Origin of the sequence: Mycobacterium ulcerans subsp. shinshuense (genome assembly GCF_002355775.1) — a bacterium.
GTDB lineage: Bacteria > Actinomycetota > Actinomycetes > Mycobacteriales > Mycobacteriaceae > Mycobacterium > Mycobacterium marinum.
On sequence record NZ_AP017624.1, the window covers coordinates 4145285 to 4168381 of the forward strand.

At 64.4% G+C, this 23097-nt stretch carries 15 protein-coding genes, 1 tRNA gene and 1 pseudogene; 6 read left to right on the plus strand and 11 right to left on the minus strand.

The window, feature by feature from the left end; translation table 11 throughout:
* Positions 1-19 precede the first annotated feature (19 nt).
* The 5 genes from SHTP_RS18520 to SHTP_RS18540 all read right to left on the minus strand — a co-directional run bounded on the left by SHTP_RS18520 (position 20) and on the right by SHTP_RS18540 (position 8407).
* On the minus strand, positions 20-682 hold the full coding sequence (locus tag SHTP_RS18520; protein WP_011741473.1) for a DUF8010 domain-containing protein: 663 nt from the start codon (positions 680-682) through the stop codon (positions 20-22).
* Positions 679-1095 carry an acyl-CoA thioesterase gene (locus SHTP_RS18525; protein WP_012395428.1) on the minus strand — a complete coding sequence of 139 codons (417 nt, stop codon included), beginning with the start codon at positions 1093-1095 and terminating at the stop codon, positions 679-681. The genes SHTP_RS18520 and SHTP_RS18525 overlap by 4 nt, the downstream gene beginning before the upstream one ends.
* Complete coding sequence (locus tag SHTP_RS18530) at positions 1092-5930, minus strand: NAD-glutamate dehydrogenase (protein WP_096371402.1); 4839 nt, start codon at positions 5928-5930, stop codon at positions 1092-1094. The genes SHTP_RS18525 and SHTP_RS18530 overlap by 4 nt, the downstream gene beginning before the upstream one ends.
* Before the next feature lie 214 nt (positions 5931-6144).
* Positions 6145-7821 (minus strand): energy-dependent translational throttle protein EttA, encoded by a 1677-nt coding sequence (gene ettA, locus SHTP_RS18535; RefSeq protein ID WP_012395430.1) that lies wholly within the window; start codon positions 7819-7821, stop codon positions 6145-6147.
* A gap of 67 nt (positions 7822-7888) precedes the next feature.
* The gene (locus SHTP_RS18540) at positions 7889-8407 is read right to left on the minus strand and encodes a single-stranded DNA-binding protein (RefSeq protein ID WP_012395431.1); all 519 of its coding nucleotides are present in this window, start codon (positions 8405-8407) and stop codon (positions 7889-7891) included.
* 316 nt (positions 8408-8723) lie between these two features.
* Here SHTP_RS18540 and SHTP_RS18545 point away from each other — a divergent pair, with 316 nt between their 5' ends.
* Positions 8724-8942, plus strand: a complete 219-nt coding sequence (locus SHTP_RS18545) for a hypothetical protein (protein ID WP_231991166.1) — start codon at positions 8724-8726, stop codon at positions 8940-8942.
* Positions 8943-9020: 78 nt separating this feature from the next.
* Positions 9021-9950: a sterol desaturase family protein gene (locus SHTP_RS18550; RefSeq protein ID WP_015356571.1), complete on the plus strand. Its 930-nt coding sequence runs from the start codon at positions 9021-9023 to the stop codon at positions 9948-9950.
* A gap of 57 nt (positions 9951-10007) precedes the next feature.
* On the opposite strand, the pseudogene SHTP_RS18555 reads toward SHTP_RS18550, so the two are convergent.
* The 4 genes and pseudogenes from SHTP_RS18555 to lipQ form a co-directional block, all read right to left on the minus strand.
* A pseudogene (locus tag SHTP_RS18555) lies at positions 10008-12374 on the minus strand (glycerol-3-phosphate 1-O-acyltransferase).
* Complete coding sequence (locus tag SHTP_RS18560) at positions 12371-14296, minus strand: HAD-IB family hydrolase/lysophospholipid acyltransferase family protein (RefSeq protein WP_096371404.1); 1926 nt, start codon at positions 14294-14296, stop codon at positions 12371-12373. Before SHTP_RS18560 ends, SHTP_RS18555 begins: the two are co-directional and overlap by 4 nt.
* Positions 14293-15756, minus strand: coding sequence for a WS/DGAT/MGAT family O-acyltransferase (locus tag SHTP_RS18565; RefSeq protein ID WP_096372544.1), 1464 nt, complete (start codon positions 15754-15756; stop codon positions 14293-14295). The genes SHTP_RS18560 and SHTP_RS18565 overlap by 4 nt, the downstream gene beginning before the upstream one ends.
* A 232-nt stretch (positions 15757-15988) precedes the next feature.
* Positions 15989-17242 carry an esterase LipQ gene (gene lipQ, locus SHTP_RS18570; RefSeq protein ID WP_096371405.1) on the minus strand — a complete coding sequence of 418 codons (1254 nt, stop codon included), beginning with the start codon at positions 17240-17242 and terminating at the stop codon, positions 15989-15991.
* A 186-nt stretch (positions 17243-17428) separates the two neighbouring features.
* Here lipQ and SHTP_RS18575 point away from each other — a divergent pair.
* The 3 genes from SHTP_RS18575 to SHTP_RS30480 all read left to right on the plus strand — a co-directional run bounded on the left by SHTP_RS18575 (position 17429) and on the right by SHTP_RS30480 (position 18457).
* Positions 17429-17505, plus strand: a tRNA-Arg gene (locus SHTP_RS18575).
* 261 nt (positions 17506-17766) lie between these two features.
* The gene (locus tag SHTP_RS18580) at positions 17767-18303 is read left to right on the plus strand and encodes a cutinase family protein (RefSeq protein ID WP_420866611.1); all 537 of its coding nucleotides are present in this window, start codon (positions 17767-17769) and stop codon (positions 18301-18303) included.
* 10 nt (positions 18304-18313) lie between these two features.
* Positions 18314-18457 carry an alpha/beta hydrolase family protein gene (locus SHTP_RS30480; RefSeq protein ID WP_420866612.1) on the plus strand — a complete coding sequence of 48 codons (144 nt, stop codon included), beginning with the start codon at positions 18314-18316 and terminating at the stop codon, positions 18455-18457.
* Positions 18458-19102: 645 nt separating this feature from the next.
* Here the strand turns inward: SHTP_RS30480 and SHTP_RS18585 are convergent.
* Entirely contained in the window at positions 19103-20578 is a 1476-nt protein-coding gene (locus tag SHTP_RS18585) for a cobyric acid synthase (RefSeq protein ID WP_096371406.1), read from the minus strand.
* 848 nt (positions 20579-21426) lie between these two features.
* The gene (locus SHTP_RS18595; protein WP_420872940.1) at positions 21427-22629 is read right to left on the minus strand and encodes an ISAs1-like element IS2404/ISMul1 family transposase; all 1203 of its coding nucleotides are present in this window, start codon (positions 22627-22629) and stop codon (positions 21427-21429) included.
* Between the two features lie 148 nt (positions 22630-22777).
* Between SHTP_RS18595 and SHTP_RS18600 the strand changes: the two genes are divergently transcribed.
* The gene (locus tag SHTP_RS18600; RefSeq protein WP_096371409.1) at positions 22778-23083 is read left to right on the plus strand and encodes a hypothetical protein; all 306 of its coding nucleotides are present in this window, start codon (positions 22778-22780) and stop codon (positions 23081-23083) included.
* The last annotated feature ends 14 nt before the right edge of the window (positions 23084-23097 follow it).

Sequence of the window (23097 nt, forward strand, 5' to 3'; positions counted from 1 at the left end):
CAAGCCGCGAGCCCGACTATCACCTCAACATCAAAGGCGGATGCCCGCGGCGCCGGTACACCGATCCGAATCGCGCATCCAGCCGCAACCACGTCGGCATTACCCGCACCCGAACCATCTCATCGGCATCAATCGCTTCTGCCGACTGCGGCAGGAAACCCATTGCCGTCAAGGCGAATACGCAGCGCATCGGCAGACCGACGGCGGCGTCATCGGAGCTGACCTGGATGACCTCTTGGTCCATCAGTGAGACCGGTGGACCGTGAGAGCTGCTGTGTTCCTTGACAAGTCGTGCACCACTCTGCGCCAGGTCCAGCACAACGCGCGCCGGCAGGTCTTCGAGGTGGACGAATCCGGACTCCGGCGGCAGCGCGCCCCGCCACGCCGAGTCCATCGGGTAGCCCGGATCCAGGTAGCCGGAACTGTCCGTCGCAGCAAGTCCGCGGGCCAGCGCGTCGGCGCCCACCGTTAAGTCATTGGGGCGCACTTTACCGACCACCACCCGGCTGGCCAGCACATCGAAACTGGTTGCCACCCAAGCCGTCAGCAATCCGGCGGATCGTGCCCGCAGTCGGATGATCGCGGCCGGGTCAAGCCGGATCGCATGCTCGACGAATGTGGACAGATCCGAACGATGAGCTGGGTCCGTCAACCACAGCCCGCGCTCGTCTGTCCCCGTCATTCCCGCAGCCACCGCTGCAGGTACTCCCGATGCTGTGCCGACAACCGCACCAGCCGCTGCTCTTCGATGTGCACCGCAGCGAGCTGCGATTCCGCGATGACGGCCGGCTTGGACTCCGGGGCCGCGCCGATCGAGCGGACTTCGTAGCCCAGCGTGAAGTCGACCGCCCGAAGCCGCTTCGTCCACATCGTCACCTGCAAAGGCGAATCCGCAAGCCGCAGCTGATCCTTGTAGGTGACCCGGACATCGGCGATCAGCAGGCCGATGGTGGTGATATCGGCGCCGAACGGCTCCCGGAGGAATGGGACCCGAGCCTCTTCGAGGATGGTGACCATGGTGGCGTGGTTGACGTGCTGGTACATGTCAATGTCCGACCAGCGCACCGGCACCGCAGCGACGTACCCGACGGTCATCCCGAGATCCCTCGTCCGCTGGTGCGGGTCATTCGGCGGACCTGGCGGGCGGCCACCGACAACGTCGCGAGATCCTTTTGGCCGCTATCCCGAATCTCGTTGAGTGTCCGGCGTGCCCGGTCCACCCGGGAGGCGCTGAGCTGCTCCCATTCCAGGATCTTCTGCTCACTGCTCTCATCGGGCTCACCCACGGCGATCACGTCGAAGCACAACGACCGCAGCGCGCCGTAGATGTCGTCGCGAATCGCCAAGCGGGCCAATGAATGCCAGCGATCCTTTCGCGGCAGCTCGGAGACGGCGGTGAGCAAACCGTCCGCACCCAGCCGATCCACCAGGGCAAAGTAGGTATCGGCGACTTCGGCCGCGTCGATATCGGCGATGTCGGCGATGTCGATGATGTCGAGCAGGCTGTAGCGATACAGGCCGACCGCAACGCGGTACGCCAGGTCCTCGGGTGCGCCCTGGGCGATGAACTCCTCGGAGGTCTTCTCGACGATAGCCTTATCGTCGCCGCGCAACCACTCCGACATCCGCGGGGTCAACGCTTTGACCTTCGCGGCGAACCGGTTGATCTCGGCGCCGACGGCGAGCGGCTGAGGGCGGTAGTTGAGCAGCCAGCGACTGGCACGGTCGATGAGCCGGCGGGTATCCAACGTCAACCGGTCGGACAGCGCCACCGGTAGCTCCTCCGCACGGATACGGCGCCAGATGTGACTCACGCCGAAGATGGCGTCGGTGGCCATGTAGGTGCGCACCGCGTCGATCGGTGAGACACCGACGTCTTCGGTGATCCGAAAGGCGTAGGTGATGCCGGCGGTGTCCACCAGGTCGTTGATCACCATGGTGGTGACGATCTCGCGACGTAGCTGGTGCGAGCGGATCTCGGGAGCAAACCTCTCGCGCAAGGGCTTCGGGAAATAGGAGGGCAACCTCGAGGCGAACACATCCTGATCGGGCAGCTCGGTGGTCAGCATCGTCTCTTTGAGCGCCAGCTTGACGTGCGCCATCAGGGTTGCCAACTCGGGCGAGGTGAGCCCGATGCCCGCTTCCGAACGTCGCGCAATCTCCTTTTCGGAGGGCAGCGCCTCCAATTCCCGGCTGACTCCGCGCTCGGCCACCAAGTACCTGATCTGGTCGGCGTGCACCGGCAGCAGGCTGACCGGGTTAGCGCGGCTGGTACCCATCAAGTCGTTCTGATCGGAATTGTCGGTGAGCACCAGCTGTGCCACCTCGTCGGTCATCGACTCGAGCAGTTGTTTGCGTTCGTCTGTTCTTACCTTGCCGGCGTTGACCAGCGAGTCGATCAGAATCTTGATGTTTACTTCGTGGTCGGAGCAGTCCACACCGGCGGAGTTGTCCAGCGCGTCGGTGTTGATCCGCCCGCCGGACAGATCGAATTCGACGCGACCCAGTGCCGTGACCCCGAGGTTGCCGCCTTCACCAATGACCTTGGCGCGCACCTGGTTCGCGTTGACCCGCACGGGATTGTTGGCACGGTCACCGACATCGGCATCCGACTCCGACTCAGCCTTGATATAGGTCCCTATGCCGCCGTTGAACAGCAGATCCACTGGGGCCTGCAGAATCGCCCGGATCAAGTTGGGCGGGGTCATCTCGGTGACGTCGCCGCCAATGCCAAGGGCATTGCGAACCTGGTCACTGACCGGGATGGACTTCTGCTCGCGGCTGTACACCCCCCCGCCCTCGCTGATCAATGACTTGTTGTAGTCATCCCAGCTGGATCGGGGCAGATCGAACATTCGCTGCCGTTCCTGCCACGAGGCAGCGGCATCCGGATTCGGGTCGAGGAAGACGTGGCGGTGATCGAAGGCGGCGATCAGCCTGATGTGCTTGCTCAACAGCATCCCATTGCCAAAGACGTCGCCGCTCATGTCGCCGACGCCCACGACGGTGAAGTCCTCGGTCTGGGTGTCGATCCCCATCTCTCGGAAGTGCCGCTTGACGGCTTCCCAGGCGCCCTTGGCGGTGATCCCCATGGCCTTGTGGTCGTAGCCCACCGACCCACCGGACGCGAACGCGTCACCCAACCAGAATCCGTAGGAGTTGGCGACCTCGTTGGCGATGTCGGAGAACGTGGCGGTGCCCTTGTCCGCGGCCACCACCAGATAGGCGTCGTCGCCGTCGCGCCGCAGCACCTCCGGCGGCGGGCTGACCACTCCGGTCGTGTGGTCGACGTTGTCGGTGACGTCGAGCAGCCCGGAGATGAACAGCTGATAGCAGGCAACGCCTTCGGCGCGAGTGGCCTCGCGGTCGGTGGCCGCGTCGCCGGTGCTCAACGGCGGCCGCTTGACGACGAATCCGCCTTTGGCTCCGACCGGCACGATGACGGCGTTCTTCACCGCCTGCGCCTTGACCAGACCGAGGATCTCGGTGCGGAAATCGTCGCGCCGGTCCGACCAGCGCAGCCCGCCTCGCGCTACCGGGCCGAACCTCAAATGCACGCCTTCGACCCGGGGTGAATAAACGAAGATCTCGTACTTGGGCCGCGGCAGCGGGAGCTCGTCGATCAGCTGGGCATCCAACTTGACTGACAAGACATCGCGGCTGCGGGCCGAACCTTCGCGTGAGACAAAGTAATTGGTCCGTAGGGTGGCCTGAACCAGCGACGCGAACGCCCGCAGAATCCGGTCGGTATCCAGACTCACCAGTGCGTCGATGTCAGCGGCAACGGCAGCAGCAGCGGCTTGCGCATCAGGACTTACCGGTGAGCCCGCCGGCCGTGGGTCGAACAGGGCCTCGAACAATAGGACCAGTGACCGCGCGGTGGAGGGGTGCTCGTTGAGAACTGATTCGATGTAGGACTGGCTGTAGGGGAAGCCCGCTTGCCGCAGGTATCTCGAATAGGCACACAGCAGGACCACCTGTTGCCACGTCAGCCCCGCCCGCATGACCAACTCGTTGAACCGGTCGATCTCGATCCTGCCCTGCCAGATCGCGGTGACCGCATCGGCGAATCGCTGTGCCGCCGCGGCCCGCTCGGCGGGAACCGTCGCCTTCGGGATGGTGGGATGCGGTGAGATCTTGAACTGATAGATCCAGACCGGCAACCCGTCCGGGCGGGTGACCGTGAACGGCCGCTCCTCGAGCACCACCACACCCATGCTCTGCAGCATCGGCAACAGCTGATTTAGCGAGGCAGTACAGCCCCCCAGGAACCAGGTGAGCTGGGCGACACCGTCCGCGGTGCGATCGGAGAAGACCAATTTGACCGAGTCATCAGCTAGCTCGTTGATGATCGCGATGTGGTCGATGGCGTCGGCCGGGGCGACCGCCTGCTTGTAGGCCTCCGGAAAGGCAGCCGCGTAATGCTCGGCGTCGGCGTGCCGCACCGAAGCATCGGAGGCAGCGCCGATCAGGCGGTCGGCCCAGGTGCGCGCGGCCTCGCTCAACAGCGCCTGAATCCGGCTTCGGTTGGCCTCCGAAACATCGATCGAACCCGTCGCCACGTCTTCGGGCAACCGAACCATGAAATGCATGAGCGCCCAGGGTGATTCACTGACTCTGGCAGTGAACTCCAGCCGGGTGCCGCCGAACTCGCGGACCAGGATGTCCTCGATCTGCAGCCGCACGGCCGTCGTGTAGCGATCGCGCGGCAAGTAGACCAAACACGAGACAAAGAACTGCAGCCGATCGACCCGCAGGAACAGCAGCGCTCGTCGCTGGGAGCCCAGATCCACCACCGCTTTGGCCATCGCCAGTAACTGTTCGGAGCTCAGGGTAAACAGCTCGGGACGAGGGACGGTCTGGATGACGTCCAGCAGAAGCTGGCCCGGGTGGCTCGGGTCGTTGCCGGCCAACTCCAGCGCGTCACGGACCCGATGCGAGATCCCCGGGATCTCCAAAACGTCGGCGTTCATGGCCGCCACTGTGAACAATCCAACAAAGCGATGCTCGACGATATTGCCGTCGCCGAGGCTCTCGCGTATCGCGATCGCGTACGGGTAAGCGCCGTAGCGCAGGTAACTGCCGACCCGCGCCTGCGCCAGGACCAGCAACTTGGTTTCGTCGGTAAGCCGGGGCCGCGTGCCGGTCCGCGCACGCAGCACGCCCAGGCCAGTCGAGCCGTCGCCGAGGACCATCCCGTCGTCCACCTCGCAGGGCTGATAGCCAAGCAAGAGGAAGTTTCCATTCCCCAGCCAACGCATCAACGCCGCCACCTCTTGGTGGTCCGGAGCCGCATAGTGGCCTTCGCGATCGCTGTCGACTGCGACCGCCAATTCGCTGAGGGTGGCAATCATTGCCGGCGCATCCTTGGCGACACGCTGAACATCAGCCAAGACCTTGGGCAGCAACTGTTCGACTTCGGCGAGGGCTTTGGCCTCGACCGTCGGCGAGAGTTGGACGTGTATCCAAGCCTCACCGACGTAGGGCGAGGCGTCCAGGGACTTCGGCTCGACGCGCTGCAGCTCACCGGTGGGGCCGCGGTGCACCTCGAAGACCGGGGTCATGATGGTGGTGTAGCCAACACCAAGCCGGTGCAGGAGCACCGTCACGGAATCCATCAGCATGCTGCCGTGCTCGGTGACCACTTGCAGCGCCGGCCCGAACCCGACCGGGTCGTCCGCCGGATACACGGCGACGCGACTCTCACCCATGGGGCGGTGCTGCCCGAGCCGATAGTGCGCACTCAGCATCGCCGGCGTCACCACGGAGGCAGCGGCTTCGGCGGCTCGTTGTGAAGCCTGCGAATCCTCCTCCCCCCGACGCTGGTAGCTGTCCAGGTAGGCCTGCGAGATCCAGTCAGGAATGTCGGCGGGTTGGGTGAACGCCGTCCACGCCCCGACATCCTGCTTGGCCCCGGGATCGATCGTCATGCCGACTGCTCCAAACTCACGACTGAAACCAGCGCGCTACTTGATCGGCCCCACTCCTCACCGGCCATAGGGGCCGCATCGTTGCGGGGCACCACTTGACTGCCCCACTCCTCAGCAGCCATAGCGGCCGCATCGTTGCGGGGCACCACTTGACTGCCCCACTCCTCAGCAGCCATAGCGGCCGCATCGTCGCGGGGCCTTCGCAGAGCTGACACTAGTCGCGCGTCAACCTTCTATGAGTAACCCGGTGCGGCCGCGCAGCCTCGACGCCAAGCCGCTCAACCTTATTTTCTTCGTAGGCTCCGAAGTTCCCCTCGAACCAGAACCACTTGGCCTCGCTGTCAGCGTCGCCTTCCCACGCCAGGATGTGCGTGCACGTGCGGTCGAGGAACCAGCGGTCGTGCGAGATCACCACGGCACAGCCCGGGAAGTTGACCAGCGCGTTCTCCAGCGAACTCAGTGTCTCGACATCCAGGTCGTTGGTCGGTTCGTCCAGCAGGATCAAGTTGCCGCCCTGCTTGAGCGTCAGCGCAAGGTTGAGCCTGTTGCGCTCGCCGCCCGACAACACACCCGCGGGTTTCTGCTGGTCTGGTCCCTTGAACCCAAAGGCCGACACGTAGGCGCGCGAGGGCACTTCAGACTGGCCCACTTCGATGTAGTCGAGCCCGTCCGAGACGACTTCCCACACGGTCTTCTTCGGATCAATGCCAGCGCGAGTCTGATCGACGTAGCTCAACTTGACCGTTTCGCCGACCTTGACCGTGCCGCTGTCCGGCTCCTCGAGCCCCACAATGGTTTTGAACAGGGTGGTCTTGCCCACTCCGTTAGGGCCGATAACGCCGACGATGCCGTTGCGGGGCAAGGTGAAGGACAGGTCCTTGATCAGGGTGCGCCCGCCGAAGCCCTTGTCGAGGTGTTCGACCTCGACCACCACGGAGCCCAACCGGGGTCCGACCGGTATCTGGATCTCCTCGAAGTCAAGCTTGCGAGTCTTCTCCGCCTCGGCGACCATCTCCTCGTAGCGCTGCAGACGCGCCTTGCTCTTGGCTTGGCGCGCCTTTGCCCCCGACCGAACCCAGGCCAGCTCTTCCTGCAGCCGCTTTTGCAGCTTCGCGTCCTTTCGGCCCTGCACCGCCAGCCGATCGGCCTTCTTCTCGAGATAGGTCGAGTAGTTACCTTCGTACGGGTAGGCGCGGCCGCGATCCAATTCCAGGATCCATTCGGCGACATTGTCGAGGAAGTAGCGGTCGTGAGTGACCGCCAGTACCGCACCGGCATAGCTGGCAAGGTGCTGTTCGAGCCACTGCACGCTTTCCGCGTCGAGGTGGTTGGTCGGCTCGTCGAGCAGCAGCAGATCCGGTTTCGACAGCAGCAGCTTGCACAGCGCAACCCGCCGGCGTTCACCACCGGATAAGTTGGCCACCGGCTCCTCGGGCGGCGGGCAGCGCAGCGCGTCCATGGCCTGCTCCAGCTGCGAGTCGATGTCCCACGCGTCGGCGTGGTCCAAATCCTCCTGCAGCCGGCCCATTTCTTCCATCAGCTCGTCGCTGTAGTCGGTGGCCATCAACTCGGCGACCTCGTTGAATCGGTCGAGCTTCACCTTGATGTCGCCCAGACCCTCTTCGACGTTGCCCCGAACCGTCTTTTCCTCGTTCAGCGGCGGCTCCTGCAAGAGGATGCCGACCGTGGCCCCGGTAGCCAAGAACGCGTCGCCGTTGTTCGGCTTGTCCAAACCGGCCATGATCCGCAAGACGCTCGATTTTCCGGCCCCGTTAGGGCCGACGACACCGATCTTGGCGCCCGGGTAGAAGCTCAACGTGACGTCGTCGAGGATCACCTTGTCGCCGTGCGCCTTGCGGACCTTCTTCATCGTGTAGATGAACTCAGCCATGCCGCGGTATTGCCTTTCTAGTCTTTGGAGTTACCCCGCCGACCATCCTAGGCACCACCGCGCAGCGCTAAGCCGACAGTGGCAGTGCATTGCGATCGGCGGCGTCCGCACCCGCCGCAACGTCCGCAGTGTCAGCAACGTCGCGGGCGCTGTGGTCGTCGTTGTCGGCGACGTCCTCGCATCGCGTTGTGGCCGCGGCCGCCGCTGCCTTTTCCGGGCTCGGACCCGTGTACCCGGGCTTCTCGATACGCACAATGACGCGCGAGAGATCTGGACCGACGGAGGTTGCCCGCAGCTCGAGCGAGGAGCGGCGGTTGCCATCGCGGTCCTCGTACTCGCTGGTGTAGACGTGGCCCACGACAATCACCGGTGCACCTTTGCCCAATGCCGCCCCCACCCCGGTAACCAGCCTGCCCCAGCAGTTCACGGTGATGAACAGCGAGTTGCCCGGCTCCCAGCCGCCGTCTGCGGTCCGCCGGCGCGAATTGCTGGCGACCCGGAACTTGATGAACTCCTGATCGCCGACCTTCCGGCGCTGCGGGTCATTGACGATGTGACCGACCACGGTAAGAGGCGTTTCAAACATCTGCACGATTCCCTTCGCTGGGTTGCTGTCGTTGGCTGTTTCGTGCCGCCCGCGGGTGGATCCGCGCGGTGCTGGCTGTCATTCACCTGCACCGCACCGACAGCCGCCCGAGGCGGGCGCGGTCCGTCCAATCCGCCTGTGGGCAAAGACGTGACTGTGGATCGAAGTCCCGAGCGTGGGGCCACGGCCGCAGACCTGAAACCAACTGTCACCAGAATCTGAAAACCACCCGTCTCAGCAGGTCAACGGCGATAGCATCCAAAGGTCGTCGCATTTGCCAGCCACGGCGACCGGACAGCAAACGGAGGCTGCCACGGTGAACGCAAAGTTGAAGGGCCAGAGGATGGGCGTACGGGTGGCCTGGGTGGTCGGCACGCTGGTGGCGGCCGCTTATGCGCTGCTGGCGGTGGGCTGCTCATCGGATCTGAAAGGAACACCGGCCCCGGAGGGCGACGACATGACCGAAGGATGCTCAGGTCAGCTGGTACACGTCCCGGCCCCGACGTTTGTGGCACCCACACACATCGGTCTCTGAATCGGCTTCTGACCGCTCAGGGACCACGGCCTTGCTCAACAACGCGGCCGGGTGGGGTCTCACGATGCTAGGTGAGCAATGGAACGCGCCGTCCCGATATTTCTGACCGGGTTCATGGTGCTGGTGGGGCTGGACTTCCTCAGCTACCGGCTCGGCAAACAGCGCAACCGGTCACGCCCCAGCGTGTCCGCTCGCGATACCGCAGCCAACCTGTCGGTCTACGCCTTGGCCCGACTGACTCGATCGGTAGGCAGCGTCACCGCAGTGCCGCTAGTCCTGATCGCCAGTTCGCTGACGCCGATCCACCTGCCGACCTCCCAGTGGTGGACCTGGGCGTGCGCACTGGTGCTGACCGACCTGGCCTACTACGGCAGGCACCGCATGACCCATCGGATTCGAGTGTTCTGGGCCGCGCATCATGTGCATCATTCGAGTCAGTACCTCAACCTGTCCACGGGGATGCGCACCCCCTGGCTGGTCCCCGGTTGGTTGTTCATATCAGCGGTCGTCTACGTGCCGCTGGCGCTGATCGGCTTCCCCGTCTGGATGATCTTCGCTTGCCACGCAATCGTGCTCTTCTATCAGTTCCCGATCCACACCGAGCGCATCAACCGACTGCCCAGACCGATCGAGTATCTGTTCAACACGCCTTCTCACCATCGTGTGCACCACGGCGCGAACAATCCGTACCTCAACAAGAACTACGGCGGCATTCTGATCGTGTGGGACCGACTGTTCGGTAGCTACGCCGAGGAAGACGAGCCGGTTCAGTACGGGTTGCAGCAGAACATCGCTACCCATAACCCGATCAAACTCAACTACCACGAATTCGCCGCAATGCTTAGCGACGTTGGGCGGGCAAAGACGTGGCGTGGCCGGGTCGGGTATCTGCTGCGCCCGCCCGGCTGGAGCGAAGTAGCCGAGACGCCTGCGCCCCGCTCACATGACAGCGATGATCACGCGGTTCCCGTCGATGGCCAGCACTGGGCGGCGGCAGGCAACGGCTAGCTGTTGCGGCGCCGGGCGGCGCCACTGGCGGCGTCGATCGCCGCACCGTCGCGGCGACTACTGAGCCTGTTGCTCGAGTCGCTCCTGACGGGCCTTGAGCTCACGAGCCACGAACCGGTTTCGCGCGATCTTCCCGACGTAGTCGAAATCACGCAGGATATTGCGCAATTCGGCCAGGAACGCGCTCCGACGCTCGGTCAGGTCTGGCGCGGGCTCGATCAGGTGCTGGTCGTCGACCACCTGACGTGCGGTTGCGAAGAGCAGTGTTGACACCGGCTCGCTGCTGCGGACCCGCGCCTGGGCCACGTATTGGCGCCCGAGGCCCAGCGCCAAGTCCGTCAGGTCCTTCTGTTTGATGTTCGCCGGAGCATCGCGCAGCACGTCGGCAACGATTGCGTAGGCCTCGAAGAACACCCGCAGCATGGCGTCCGAAATCAGCGGTCGCTTTGCATAAAGGATTGCGTCGATCTGATCGCCCCCGGCGGCGACCTGGCTTTCCCAGTCCTGGTGCCACGCCATCTCTTCGGCGATGTTGGCGCGAAATGCCGCCGAGTCGGCGAAGTAGAAGTCGAATTTCAGCAGATCCCGCAACCGCATCACCTGGTCCCAGAAGGCGGCCATGCGATCGCCTTCGGCGTGGCGGGCATGGGCCAGCGCAAGCTCCACGATCGAGGTTTCCAGGAAGGCGTGGATCACCGAATTCCGGTAGAAGGCCGCGGCGAGTTCGTCCTCGGGAGCGATGTACCAGACCGGTTCGCGGCCGCTGTCCACCCGGGTGACCGGGTGCGCGTTGGACAGGGCGTCCACGGCCGCCCGGACCCCCTCGCGCGAACGCAGCCGCAGCGCACTGGTCGACATCGGTGTCTGCTTGCGTTCGAGATAGTTAAGCGAATCCTGCAACGTGTGGTGCAACTGGCCAAGGGTTAGTGCGGTACCACGTGCGGTGAGCAGCAATGCACACACCAAACCGGTCGCGGTCATCGGCGTCGCTCGCAGAATCCGCCACGCGACCTCGAAGGACATCTTCTGCAGCGCAAGCCTTTTGGCCGCCAGATCATGGGTTATCGGACCATGCGGAACACCGAGGTACTGCCGCATGGAGACCGCTTCCGGGAAGCGCACATAGATCTTTCCGTAGTTGCGCTCGCCCTGTGCCTTGATGAAGTTGTAGAGCCAGCTGAAGCCCTCGGGTGTCTTCTCGGCGCCGCGCGCGTAGGCGGCGTATTCAGCGATCTCGTGCAGCTAGTCGAAACAGATCGAAACCCCTTGCAGCAGGATGTCGTCACTGCGCCCGTCGAGGTAGGCATCGGCGACATAGCTCATCAGGCCGAGCTTGGGTGGCAACATCTTTCCGGCGCGCGAGCGGGTGCCTTCGATGGACCAACTCAGGTTGAACCGCTTCTCGACGACATAGCCGACGTATTCCTTGAGCACGTACTTGTACAGCGAGTCGCCGGCGATATTGCGCCGGATGAAGATCATCCCCGCGCGCCGCATGAGCGGCCCCATCACGCCGAACGACAGGTTGACGCCGCCGAACATGTGCACCGGCGGCAGCCGGTTGTCCTGCATCGCCACCGGTACCACCGCCCCGTCGATGTAGGACCGGTGGGAGAACAGCAAGACAGCTGGATGGGCTTCCAGCGCGGTGCGCATGGCCGCGACCTGATATTCGTCGTAGTCGAATTCGGGATCGAATCCGCGGCTGATCAGCCTGCCCAGGACGGAAAAAACATCGACCGATGCCTGACTCCAGCCGGTGGCAAGTTCGTCGAGCATCTTGCCGGCTTCCTCGACAGTGGCGCCGGGGATCTTTTCCAGGCCGGCACGAAATCGTGCGGACGCCAACATCTCTGGCTTCACCAGCCGCGGCGATTTGTATTGCGGCCCAAGGATCCGGTACTCGACGCGGGCCAGCGCCAGGATCGCCCGGCGGGCAACGAAATGGGCAAAGTCGTGTTGGTCCTCGCCAACGGTGTTGTCACGCCACTGCTTGCGCAGCTCCGACACCGTGGCCGACTCCCCTGCCATCACCCTAGCACGCTGCGGGTCCGAACGCAGGATGCGGCGCTGCTGGCGGGGGTTGGGATGGTATGGATCGCGGCCCGGAAGAAGCCCGGCAACCTTTGCCAACCGGCTGCGATCCGCCGGCGGCTGCCAGAACACCTGGACCGGCACGATGGACCGATCTGCGCCGGCTTCGGAACCGGACTCGAGTTGCTCAACCAGCGCGGTCAGCGCGGCCGTCGGGGCATTTCGCGGCGGCAGCTTCAGGACGTCGAACTTTGCCCCTGGTGTGCGGGCCCGCTGCTCGCCCAGCCAATCCATGATCAGCTGCATTTCGACCGGCGAGCCCATCGAGGCCAGCACCAGCGTGTCTTCAGAGGTAAGGACTGCGCTGGTATCAGCGACCGGTTTGGTCACGGCCGTCCTTTGGGCCTAGAGCTCGATGACTCGGCCGCGTCGCTTCGGCCTGCGCCGAGTTGTTGCGCGTCGCCATCATGGGCAATGGGTTCGGGTGCGATCTCGGTCGGGTTCGACGCCTCGCCCACCGGCTTGGGTGCGGACAGCTCGGTGTCGGTGGCGGGCGTCGCAGCCTTTGCAGCCGCGCTCTCGGGCACCTTCTTCGCAGGCGCCTTCTTGGCGGGTGCTTTCTTTGCCGTCGCCTTCTTGGCAGGTGCCTTCTTGGCCGGCGCCTTCTTCGCAGGTGCCTTCTTGGCCGGTGTCTCCTTCTTGGCGGCAGCCTTCTTCGCGGGTGCTTTCTTGGCCGGTGTCTCCTTCGCGGACGCCTTGGCAAGCTGCGCCTTGGCTTTCTTGGCCGCCTTTTCCTCGGCGTAGAGATTGACCTCGGGCAGTTCGTCGACCGGCCAGTCCTTGAGTGTGTCCAGATAGAGCTGGCGCACCTCGGCGATGCGGTCCGGAAGGGTGTCCAGCGTCCAGTCATCGACCGGGATCGGCGGAAACACTGCTATGTCGACGGTTCCCGGATTGATCGTGGTGGAGTTGCGGGAGGCGACGATCTCCGCATTGCGGATCACAATCGGCACGATCGGGATGCCGGCCGCCATAGCGATGCGGAACGGCCCTTTCTTGAAGGGACCAACCTCGGTGGTGTCCAACCGGGTGCCTTCGGGGGCGATCACGATGGATAGCCCGTTCTTTGCGCGTTCCTCCACGGTATGCAGCGTCTCGACGGCTGAGGCCGGGTCATCGCGGTCAATGAACACACCGTCGAGGACCTTGCCCAGCGTGCCCATGATCGGGTCGTTCTGCAGCTCTTTTTTGCCCACCCCAACCCAGTTGTCCCGGACCAGGGCACCAGCAATCACCGGGTCGACCTGGTTGCGGTGGTTGAAGATGAAGACGGCTGGACGCTGCGCGGTCAGATTCTCCTTGCCGACGACATTGAGGTGCACACCGCTGGTCGCAAGCAACAGCTGGGAGAAGTTCGAGGTAAAGAAATTCACCCCACGGCGGCGATTACCCGTCAGCAGGCCGATTCCCACTGCCCCGGCAGCAACCGGGAACATGGTGCTGAAACCGGCAAGCGTTCGTATCTGCCGGCGCAGGCCCACCCCCCCGCGGCTGTTGAACTTCAGGATGGGCCAGCCACGGCGTTTGGCCACCGCGGCCATCTTGCCTTCCGGGTTGGTCGGCCGCGGATTACCGACCAGGTACATCAGTGCGACGTCTTCGTCGCCGTCGGCGTAGAAGTAGCTGTCTTTGAGGTCGATGTCGTGCTCGGCCGCAAAACGCTGCACGGCTGCGGCTTTGCCGGGACCCCATAGGATCGGCTTCACCACGCCACCGGTGAGCAGCCCGTCCTCATTGGTCTCGAACTTGTTGGTGAGCATGTTCACGATACCCAGGAAGCGGGCCACCGGATTGACCTGAATGGTCAGGGCCGACGAGCTGAGCACGACGGTATGACCGCGCGCCACGTGCGCCCGGACCAGCTCGCGCATCTCCGGATAGATCCGCGACTCGATGCGCTGGGCAAACAGCCGCTCGCCGATCTCCTCCAAGTCGACGAGCTGGCGTCCGCGCAACGCCGAGGAGGCCGTGTTGATGAGCTGTTCGAACTCGATTCGTCCCAACGTGTGGTTCAGGCCCGCCTGAACCATGCCGAGCAGCTCCCCCACCCCTATGTCGCGGCGCCGCAGCCGCTCCTGGGTGAGGATGACGGCCGTGAAACCGGCCACCAGTGTGCCGTCGAGGTCGAAAAACGCACCAACCTTTGGTCCCGCGGGGCTGGCCATGATCTCGGCGACGGAGCCGGGTAACCGTAGGTCCCCCGCCGCCTTGTCCTGCTCGCGCCCGTCACCTGGTTCTTCGGCGGCGCTCATGAATTGGACACCGATCGAGACTCCGATCCAGAGACAGTGGTGAAAGAGGCAGGAATCGAGCGCGGTGCGGGATCGCCGGCGAGCGCCAGGATCTCGTCGAAGCCCTCGACCAGGCAGCGGGCGAACAACTCGTCATGTCGGACCGAGGCCCGGTCGTAGCGCACGGTGATGGTGGCCCATCCGCCCCGGGAAATCAGCACCACCATCATCGCCACTCCCGGCAAGGGGCCAATCCCGTACTGGCGCAATATCTTTGCTCCAGCGACGAAGGTGTCCCCGGGGTAGACCGGCACGTTGCTGGCCTGCACGTCCGAGCCGATCACCGAACTGCTGATCCCCTCTAACACCGCCGTGGGTAGGACACTGAGCACTGGCGCCATGGACCCGACGACGTTCATCGCGGGCTCGTCGCGGCGCTGCGTCATCTGGGCTCGGATCTTTTTCATCCGCGCCACCGGATCGGCGGTGCCCACTGGCGCTGCCAGGTTGACGCCGGTGAACCGGTTGCCGCCGGCGCCGTCCGCATCGGCCCGCAGATTGACTGGGACCGCCATGGGCAGCGTGTTGATCGGCATCCCGAGGGCCTCGTGGTAGCGCCGCAGCGCGCCACACAGGCCCGCAAGATATGCGTCGTTGATCGAGCCGCCACCGGCCTTTGCGGCCTTGTGTAGCTCGGAGAGCCGAATGTCGATCGCCTCGGTGCGCGTGGTCAGGCTACGCCGGCGCAACAGCGGTGAGGGCTCAGCCGCGCGGTTCATCACCCGCACGCTCGACAGCGCATAGCCGACAATCCCCGAGACGGTGGCGGCCGAATCCAGCACCGCGCGTCCGGCCACCGAGACCGCCCCGGCTATCGCTCCCGCCACGCCGCCAACGAGGGCGATGGGCAGGTGGCCGATGCCCTCGCGCATCAAGTCATTGGGTGACAAGTCCTGGGGAATCGGTAGCGGCGGTGTGGGTCTGGGCGCCGGATCCCGTTCCAGGTCATAGATCTGGGCGAACATCTCCACACCGCCGACGCCGTCAGTGACCGCATGGCTGACATGCAGCAGAGTCGCAGCCTTGCCGTCGGCCAAACCCTCGACCAGGGTGGCCGTCCATAGCGGGCGCGAGATATCCAGTGGCGATTGCAGGATCACCTCGGCCAAATCGAAGACGTCGCGTAGCGTGCCGGGCTCAGACACACGCACCCGGCGCACATGGAAGTCCAGGTTGAAGTCCGGATCCACCACCCAGCGCGGCGCCGCGGTCGGCAGCGTGGGAACAACCACCTTCTGCCGCAGCCGCAACACGCGTCGCGAGGCATTCTCAAACCGGGTCCGGAACCGCTCCCAGTCCGGCGTGGTATCGAGAAGCTCTAGGGCCATGATCCCCGAACGCGTCCGCGGATTCGCCTCGCCCCGATGCATCAAATAATCGACGGGCCCCAGCTCATCGGACAACCCAACCGCCTCAGCCATGATCACGACCCGCTCGGCCAACTCGACGCGCCATCCTCGTCACCGCCAATCAAGCCTCCTGCTCAGTCCCCGCCAACCAAAGTGCCAACACAACGCTAGTCCGGTTGACGCGGCGGTGAAAGTGAGGATCCGCTCAGCACGACATGCGCCGCGGACAAGCCCGCAAGACGACGTGGCTGGCAATCGAGTCGGTAACTCGGCGGTTCTCGCGTTCTGGCCGGCGCCTGCCGATTCAGCTGGCCGAATTCGCTGAGAACGCCAACGAACCCAGTACCGAGCTGGTCCAACGCCCGTAGACGACCCCCAGGAAGTCGGAGACCGCACTGGCGGCCAGCCGGGAGCGGACGGTTGGGGTGATGTCGAACGCGTGATGTGCGTTGGCGAGCTCGGCATAGGCCACGGTGTCGGCTCCGGCGCCCCGCAACGCTGCGCAGAACGCCCGCGCCTGCCCGCTTGGGACAAGCTCATCGCGCTCACCGTGCAGCACGAAGAAGGGCGGCGCCTCCCGGTGCACGTAAGAAATCGGGGAAGCAGCGGTGAACGGCTCCGGGTCGTCGGCGTAGCGGCTCTTCATCACGAAGTGCTCCAGGAACGGCAGCATCAATTCATGCATGTTGTCGAAGTCGGTGAAGTCGTAAACGCCGTAATAGGGCGCGACCGCCTGAACCGTCGTGTCGGCGTGTTCGAAGCCAGGCTGAAAAGCCGGGTCGCACGGAGTCAGCGCCGCCAGGGAGGCCAGGTGCGCACCGGCTGAGCCGCCGGTCAGGGCGATGAAATCGGGGTTGCCGCCGTAGGCGGCGATGTTCTCCCGGACCCAGGCAATCGCCCTCTTGACGTCCACCACGTGTGCGGGGAACTTGCAGCGCGGACTCTTGCTGTAGTTGATGGAGACGCAAATCCAGCCCAGCTCCACCATTCGGCTCATCAGCGTGTAGGCCTGCGGACGCTTCCCGTTGACGCTCCACGCTCCCCCAGGCACCTGGATCAGCACCGGGGCCCGGCCTCCCGGCGCCAAGTCGGGGCGGCGCCAGACATCGAGCAGATGTTCACGACCACCCGGCCCGTAGGAGATGTCGGAGGTCTGCGCCGCGTAGCGGCGGCGGGGTCCCGACGGCAGCAGGCCGCCGCGCGTCGCACACGCCGAGCCATCACCGGAGGGGTGTGACACCAGGTCACGGAATTCCGATCCGAAGGACTCCTCGAGTGCCGCGGTGAGGGTCAGATCGGCCCGCTGGGCCGCCCACGCGGTGCCGTACCGGCCGATGGCCGGCGGAGAGACACGGGACAACGCGTGCCCGGTCAGCACGTGCGGCGGAAATTCCGCGGACACCCAACCGGCTACCCAGCCGAGGGCAAACGGAGAACCCCGAAGCAACAGAGCTCCGGAACGGGCAGCGTCGCGCGCGTCGGCCGCAAGCTGCGCTCCTTGGCGCAACGCTTCGGCACCTGCCCGCGAGCACCGCGAAGTCACACTGGCCATGCACATAACAAAGCCCACCCCTCGACGTCAGGCACACGCGTCGTTGCGGTAAACGGCCGATTACTAGCCGGTGTTGTACGTGTGTCGAGGCTCACACAATAACCGATTTCTGGCCCAGGCGAAGAATTTTGGGGCGCGTCGCGTCACCCAATCTGATCTTGAATCCGGCTTGGATAGACTGACCTGCGCATTGCCTCCGTAGCTCAGGTGGATAGAGCAAGGGCCTTCTAATCCCTAGGTCGCACGTTCGAGTCGTGCCGGGGGCACCAACCAAGGTGTGTGACGTCGGCTGATGCTCGACGTTTTACCTTCGGTCGATGCCTGACGGTGGCTTCGGGCCAGTGCCCTCGCGGCCGGCGATTGGGCGGGGCAACGGACCCCCGGCCGCCACCTGCGCCTCCTGGCGTCTCCGTGCAACACCGGACGCGTGAGCGCGATCGGTGGCCAGACCTGGTTTCCGCAGCGTTTCGCGGATGAGCGTCGCACAATTTGGGCGCTCCGTTTCGGCCGCGATGTGCCAGCATCAAAACGTGAACGCACGCCAATTCACTCGTTTGCTGGGTGTCGGGCTCGCGACAATCTGCGCGGCCCTGCTGAGTGCCCCCCTGATCATTGCCTCCGCGTCGGCCGCCGCCTGCCCCGATGCCGAAGTGACGTTCGCCCGCGGGACCGCCGAGCCACCCGGCGTCGGTGGGGTCGGACAGGCATTCATCGATTCCCTACGCTCCCAGCTTGGCGGCCGGTCCCTCGGGGTGTATGCCGTCAACTACCCCGCCACCGAAGATTGGCCCCCGTCCGCATCCGCGGGCGCCACCGATGCCAGCACTCACGTTGAGTCCATGGCGGCCAGCTGCCCCAATACCAAGCTGGTGCTCGGCGGATATTCCCAAGGCGCGATGGTGATAGACCTGATCACGATCGCGCGAGCCCCCGTTGCCGGCTTCATCCCCCAAACGCTATCGGCGGAGGTGGCTGATCACGTCGCCGCGGTCGCCGTCTTCGGGAATCCGACCGACAGATATTATTGGCGGGCCAATAAGCGAGATCAGCCCCTGGTATGGCCATAAAGCGATTGACTTGTGTGCGCCCAACGATCCGATTTGCACCCCCGGCGCCCTTGCGCTGCCTTCTCACGATGAGATGTTCTCCGCGGCACACCTGTCGTATGCGCAGTCCGGGATGCCCAGTCAGGCAGCGACTTTCGTGGTGAGCCAGCTCTAGCGCGCGAGTCGGGGGATCACTTGCCGGTGGGATCGGCACACCCGGCTAGATCATGGTGGCCACAGCGAACTCGGCGCCGACGCCGGCCAGGCGTGGCCGTGGAGCACACCGGAAAGCCAACGAGTACTCGGCTAACAATGCCGATTAAAGCAGCCGATCTCCGGCCCTCGAGGCAAAGTCAACTCTTCGGCGCAACCCGTCACCAAAAACGCGTACAAACTGATGAATACCGCTCCGAGCAGCCATTTAAGCAGCATTCGCAGGTTGCCTGTCGCCATCTTGACCTCATTGTTCAGCAATCCATTATCAGTGTCTTGTTCTGGGCTTTCGCACTTACAGCAAACGACAGATGCTACCGCCACCGCCCGGCACTTGGACCCGGTCAGCGTATACCAAGAGGAATGAAATAGGGCGGAATCCGACTTTTCTAATAACGGCCGCAACCAATGCATATCGGCGCGCCCGGATCGGCCCGAATTTAATGACGCGATCTAGAATTCAGCTCCAAAATAAAAACGCGATTGCCAATTGCCGGCGAAGCCAACGCCGGCGCCCACGAGCGCGGGGTGAGCGCGTCCGGCCCGGTCGGGTCGATGACTACCGCACGTTCGAGTTGTGTCGAGGGTCGTCGACCGCTCGGTGCGATCACGGCGCGCCGGGCGGGAGGAAGGGCAAGGCCGGCGCGCAACCGTGCCGAGCCAGGGCGAGCAGTGCATCGACGTCAAGGTGACGTTCGACCAGATCGCCGAGCAGGTCCAGGCGGCGCTCGCGTGCCGCCGAGAACGAAGTGCCCGACCCAGTGAGCCCGAGCGTCTCGCGCAGGAAGGCCTCGCGCAGGGCATCCCCTTCGAGCGAACCGTGCCACATCGTCCCGAATACTTGTCCGTCACGCGCGCCGCCGAGGAACTGCTGAGCGGCGTCACCGGCGGTAATCCTGCCGTGATGTATCTCATAGCCCGAAGCGGTCACTCCGAGTCCCTGCCCGCGCGGCAAGCGCAGCACCTTCTCGGCGCCGAACGTGGTCTCCACGTCGAGCAAGCCCAAACCGTCGGCCTCGGCTACCGGCCCTTCCACACCGTCTGGGTCGCGAATCACCCGCCCCAGCATCTGGAACCCGCCGCAGATGCCGAGCAGCGGCTTGCCCGCCGCCACATGCGCCATCAGCGCACGGTCCAGGCCCCTCGCTCGTAGCCACGCCAGATCGGCGATCGTTGCACGGGTACCCGGGACCACGATCAGGTCGGCATCGCCCAGCCCTCGGGGGTCGGAAGCAAACACGACATCCAGGTCGGGTTCCAGACCCAGTGCGTCGACATCGGTGAAGTTGCTGATCCGTGGGAGGCGCACGACGGCCACCCGATGGGCCCCCGCGCTCGCCGCGCGCCGGCCGGTCAGGTCGAGGGCGTCCTCTGAGTCCAGCCAGAGGTCAGCGTGCCACGGCAGCGTGCCGAACACCTGTCTGCCCGTGACCCGCTCGAGGTCACGCAGACCTGGTGCCAGCAAGTCGAGGTCGCCACGGAACTTGTTGACGACAAACCCCGCGACCAGCGCCTGGTCCTCGGCAGACAGCAGCGCGATGGTTCCGAAGAATGCCGCGAACACCCCTCCGCGGTCGATGTCGCCGACGACGATGGTCGGCAGTTCCGCGTGACGGGCAAGCCCCATGTTGACGTAGTCGCCCGCACGGAGGTTGATTTCGGCTGGGCTGCCGGCACCTTCGGCGACGACGACGTCGTAGCGGGCCGCCAGGTCGTCGAAGGCTCGGTGCGCCGTATCGGCGAGAACCTGCCGGCCCTCGAACCAGTTGGACGACGCCAGTTCGCCCCAGGATCTGCCCATCAACACCACGTGGCTGCGGTGGTCACTCCCCGGCTTGAGCAAGACCGGATTCATGGCCGCATCAGGTGTCGCGTTGGCCGCGAGCGCCTGCACCCATTGCGCGCGACCGATCTCCACACCCGCGCCACCCGGGCCTTGGCAGACCATCGAGTTGTTGGACATGTTCTGGGCCTTGAAGGGCGCCACCCTGACGCCGCGTCGGGCGAACGCACGACAAAGACCGGCGGTTAGGGTGCTCTTACCGGCGTCGCTGGTCGTACCGGCCACCAGCAAACCCGGCATCAGCCGTGCCTCGGTAGGTAGAGATCTATTGCCCAGCCCGCCTTCGCCTCGTGTTCGGGAAATCGTGGATCATCGACATTCGAAATCTGTTGCGATGCTGCTCCTTTAGGCGCTGACCGACACGGTGTCCGTATCCACACTAGAGCCTCGGCGGCGCCGCCATCAGGCGCCGGAGGGGATCTGGGGCCGGACCGGCTGGGCGTCCACCTTCCCGGGTCGGCGCCGGGAGCGCGGCGATGCCGGCAACAATCGCCATGACGATAGCCTGGTTGGTCGAAATAGATTGCGATCGTTGATCTTTGGTCGGCAGCCCGGCCACCGGTAACCATCCGGGGCGGCTCGTGGAGGTGCAGCGCCGGAGGTCGGCAACCCAGCCAGTGCCGAGTAAGACCGGCGCGGCAAATGGACTCGAGGGCTACCTCACCCAGCATCGACGCGAGACCAGCCACCGGAAGCCAGGGGCCATCCGAAGTGAATCCGTCAACGATCAGCCGACTCTGAACTCACGCGTCAGCACCAATTGGATGCCGCAGATCACCCGGCCAACCCAAGCCGACTTCGCCGATCGGCCGCGTCGGTAAGTGGCAATTATAGACATTCCCGAAGCCGGCGTTTCGGTGCTAGTTTTTGACCGGAACCTATCGGACAAGATTTTCGTTGGGAAGGTCGTGCACTTATGTATGCTGGGTCGCCGCGGCCCATCCGCAAGCTTTAACCAATGCTCGGAATCGGGCTGCATTCGTTCAACATTCCTGACGGAGTCAAAATGATGCTCAAGCTCAGTCGCCTTGGCGCTGCGATATTGGGTGGTGTCGCGGCGTTGATGTTCAGGGCTCCGGCGTTGTTGATTAGCAGGCTTGTGAGCTGGGGAATTGTGGATTGAGGAGGTCTAGGCGGCGGTTGGCGGTCAAAGCTGTGATCCGGCAGGCTTCGGCGATGTTGTCGGCGCCGTTGAGGCGGTGCAGATTGATCGCGGTGTTGCGTAGCGTTGCTAGGACCTGTGCGCCGTTTCCGGTATGTGCCCTTTGACGGTCTTCGTCGAAGGTGACGTCGCGTATCCAGTGCAGGCTGTTCTCGATTCCCCAGTGTTGACGCATCCAGGTCATGATCGCGGTAGGGCGGGCGTGCTCGAACGGCAGGCTGCAGATGGCATAGACCACCTCCACGCTGCGCTGGTCGGTGGCGGTGATCAAGCGTTCACGAGTGATCCGGATGATTTGTTTTGCGTAGGGGAAGCCGATTCCTCGTGCAGCGGTGATGATTTGCAGGGTGCGGGTCTCGACACGGCCGTGGCCGCGGGAGTCGTCGGTAGCGGCTGCGGGCACCTCGGCCCAGGGCAGCGCGGTGATACGCGCAAGTATTTTGGCTTGGTTGGACTTGACGATCATCAGGTAGTGCGACTTCAAGGTGGCGCAGATCAACTTCGCGGTGACGACCTGGGTATGCATCGCATCCACGGTGACCAGCCACCGCAAGCTACCCGGCAGCAGCGTGAGCAGGGCACGTACGCAGGGAATTTCATTGCTTTTCTCGGCGACAGCGAGTTGACCGAGCACCAATCGGGCACGGTGGGCGAACACCGACACGAGATGCGTGGCTGTCGCTTTGGCGCGTAAAGCACCACGCAGCATCTTGCCGTCCAACGCGATCGGCACCAATCCACTGGGGTCGCTGCTGGCCACGTGTGCAGTGAAGTAACTGCCCATCCTGGCGTTGAGGTCGGCGGGGTCTAGCCGAGACAAAACAGCGCGGAAGGTCTTCTCACTGGGCCGCCGGAACCGGACCCCTAATTGGGCCAACACATCATCGGGAGCGGTGGCCGCCCATGTGGCAAAACCAGCATAGCCGCGCATCCCCGCGGCAGTGGCCAGAACCGCGATCGCCAACAAAGCCATCAGCGAATACCTCCGACCGCGTGGGTCCCTCGGGTCTGGCACCGAGGCCAACACATCGAGAAACTCCGATCCGATGAGCCCGCTGCGCTCACCAGGACTCCAGCGGTCGAACACCTCTGGAACCGACGACACAGGCAATACTGAAACGGTAGGCACGGGCAACTCCAGACCAACGACGAACAGTAACCAACTCGATCGTTCTCCAGATAGCCCGTGCCTACACTCCGGCCCCAATAGCGCGGCACCAAAGATCATCAACCCAGCTCACAAGCCTGCTAATCAACAACGCCGGAGCCCTGCGTTGATGTTTTCTACCGCGGTCGCCACCGCTGATCCGCCCGACCCACACCAGCCGGACATGACCAAGGGCTACTGCCCTGGCGGTCGATGGGGTTGGGGCGAATTGGCCGTGTGTGACGGCGAGAAATACCCGGACGGGTCGTTCTGGCACCAGTGGATGAGGACCTACATGACCGGCCCGCAGTTCTACTACGACTGCGTCGGTGGCGACGAACCACTCCCCGGCCCGCCGCCCCCCGGTGGCTGCGACGGAGCTATTCCACCCGCGGATGCTCCGCCGCCCGCGGATGCTCCCCCACCCGCAAACTGATCGCGACGACCAGC

Bases quoted from the DNA above. Each gene is read 5' to 3' on its own strand.
- lipQ (WP_096371405.1), bottom strand. From the start codon at position 17,242: ATGTGCATGGCCAGTGTGACTTCGCGGTGCTCGCGGGCAGGTGCCGAA.
- SHTP_RS18585 (WP_096371406.1), bottom strand. From the start codon at position 20,578: ATGCCGGGTTTGCTGGTGGCCGGTACGACCAGCGACGCCGGTAAGAGC.
- SHTP_RS18520 (WP_011741473.1), bottom strand. From the start codon at position 682: ATGACGGGGACAGACGAGCGCGGGCTGTGGTTGACGGACCCAGCTCAT.
- SHTP_RS18565 (WP_096372544.1), bottom strand. From the start codon at position 15,756: ATGGCTGAGGCGGTTGGGTTGTCCGATGAGCTGGGGCCCGTCGATTAT.
- SHTP_RS18540 (WP_012395431.1), bottom strand. From the start codon at position 8,407: ATGTTTGAAACGCCTCTTACCGTGGTCGGTCACATCGTCAATGACCCG.
- ettA (WP_012395430.1), bottom strand. From the start codon at position 7,821: ATGGCTGAGTTCATCTACACGATGAAGAAGGTCCGCAAGGCGCACGGC.
- SHTP_RS18550 (WP_015356571.1), top strand. From the start codon at position 9,021: ATGGAACGCGCCGTCCCGATATTTCTGACCGGGTTCATGGTGCTGGTG.
- SHTP_RS18525 (WP_012395428.1), bottom strand. From the start codon at position 1,095: ATGACCGTCGGGTACGTCGCTGCGGTGCCGGTGCGCTGGTCGGACATT.
- SHTP_RS18530 (WP_096371402.1), bottom strand. From the start codon at position 5,930: ATGACGATCGATCCCGGGGCCAAGCAGGATGTCGGGGCGTGGACGGCG.
- SHTP_RS18560 (WP_096371404.1), bottom strand. From the start codon at position 14,296: ATGAGCGCCGCCGAAGAACCAGGTGACGGGCGCGAGCAGGACAAGGCG.
- SHTP_RS18600 (WP_096371409.1), top strand. From the start codon at position 22,778: ATGTTTTCTACCGCGGTCGCCACCGCTGATCCGCCCGACCCACACCAG.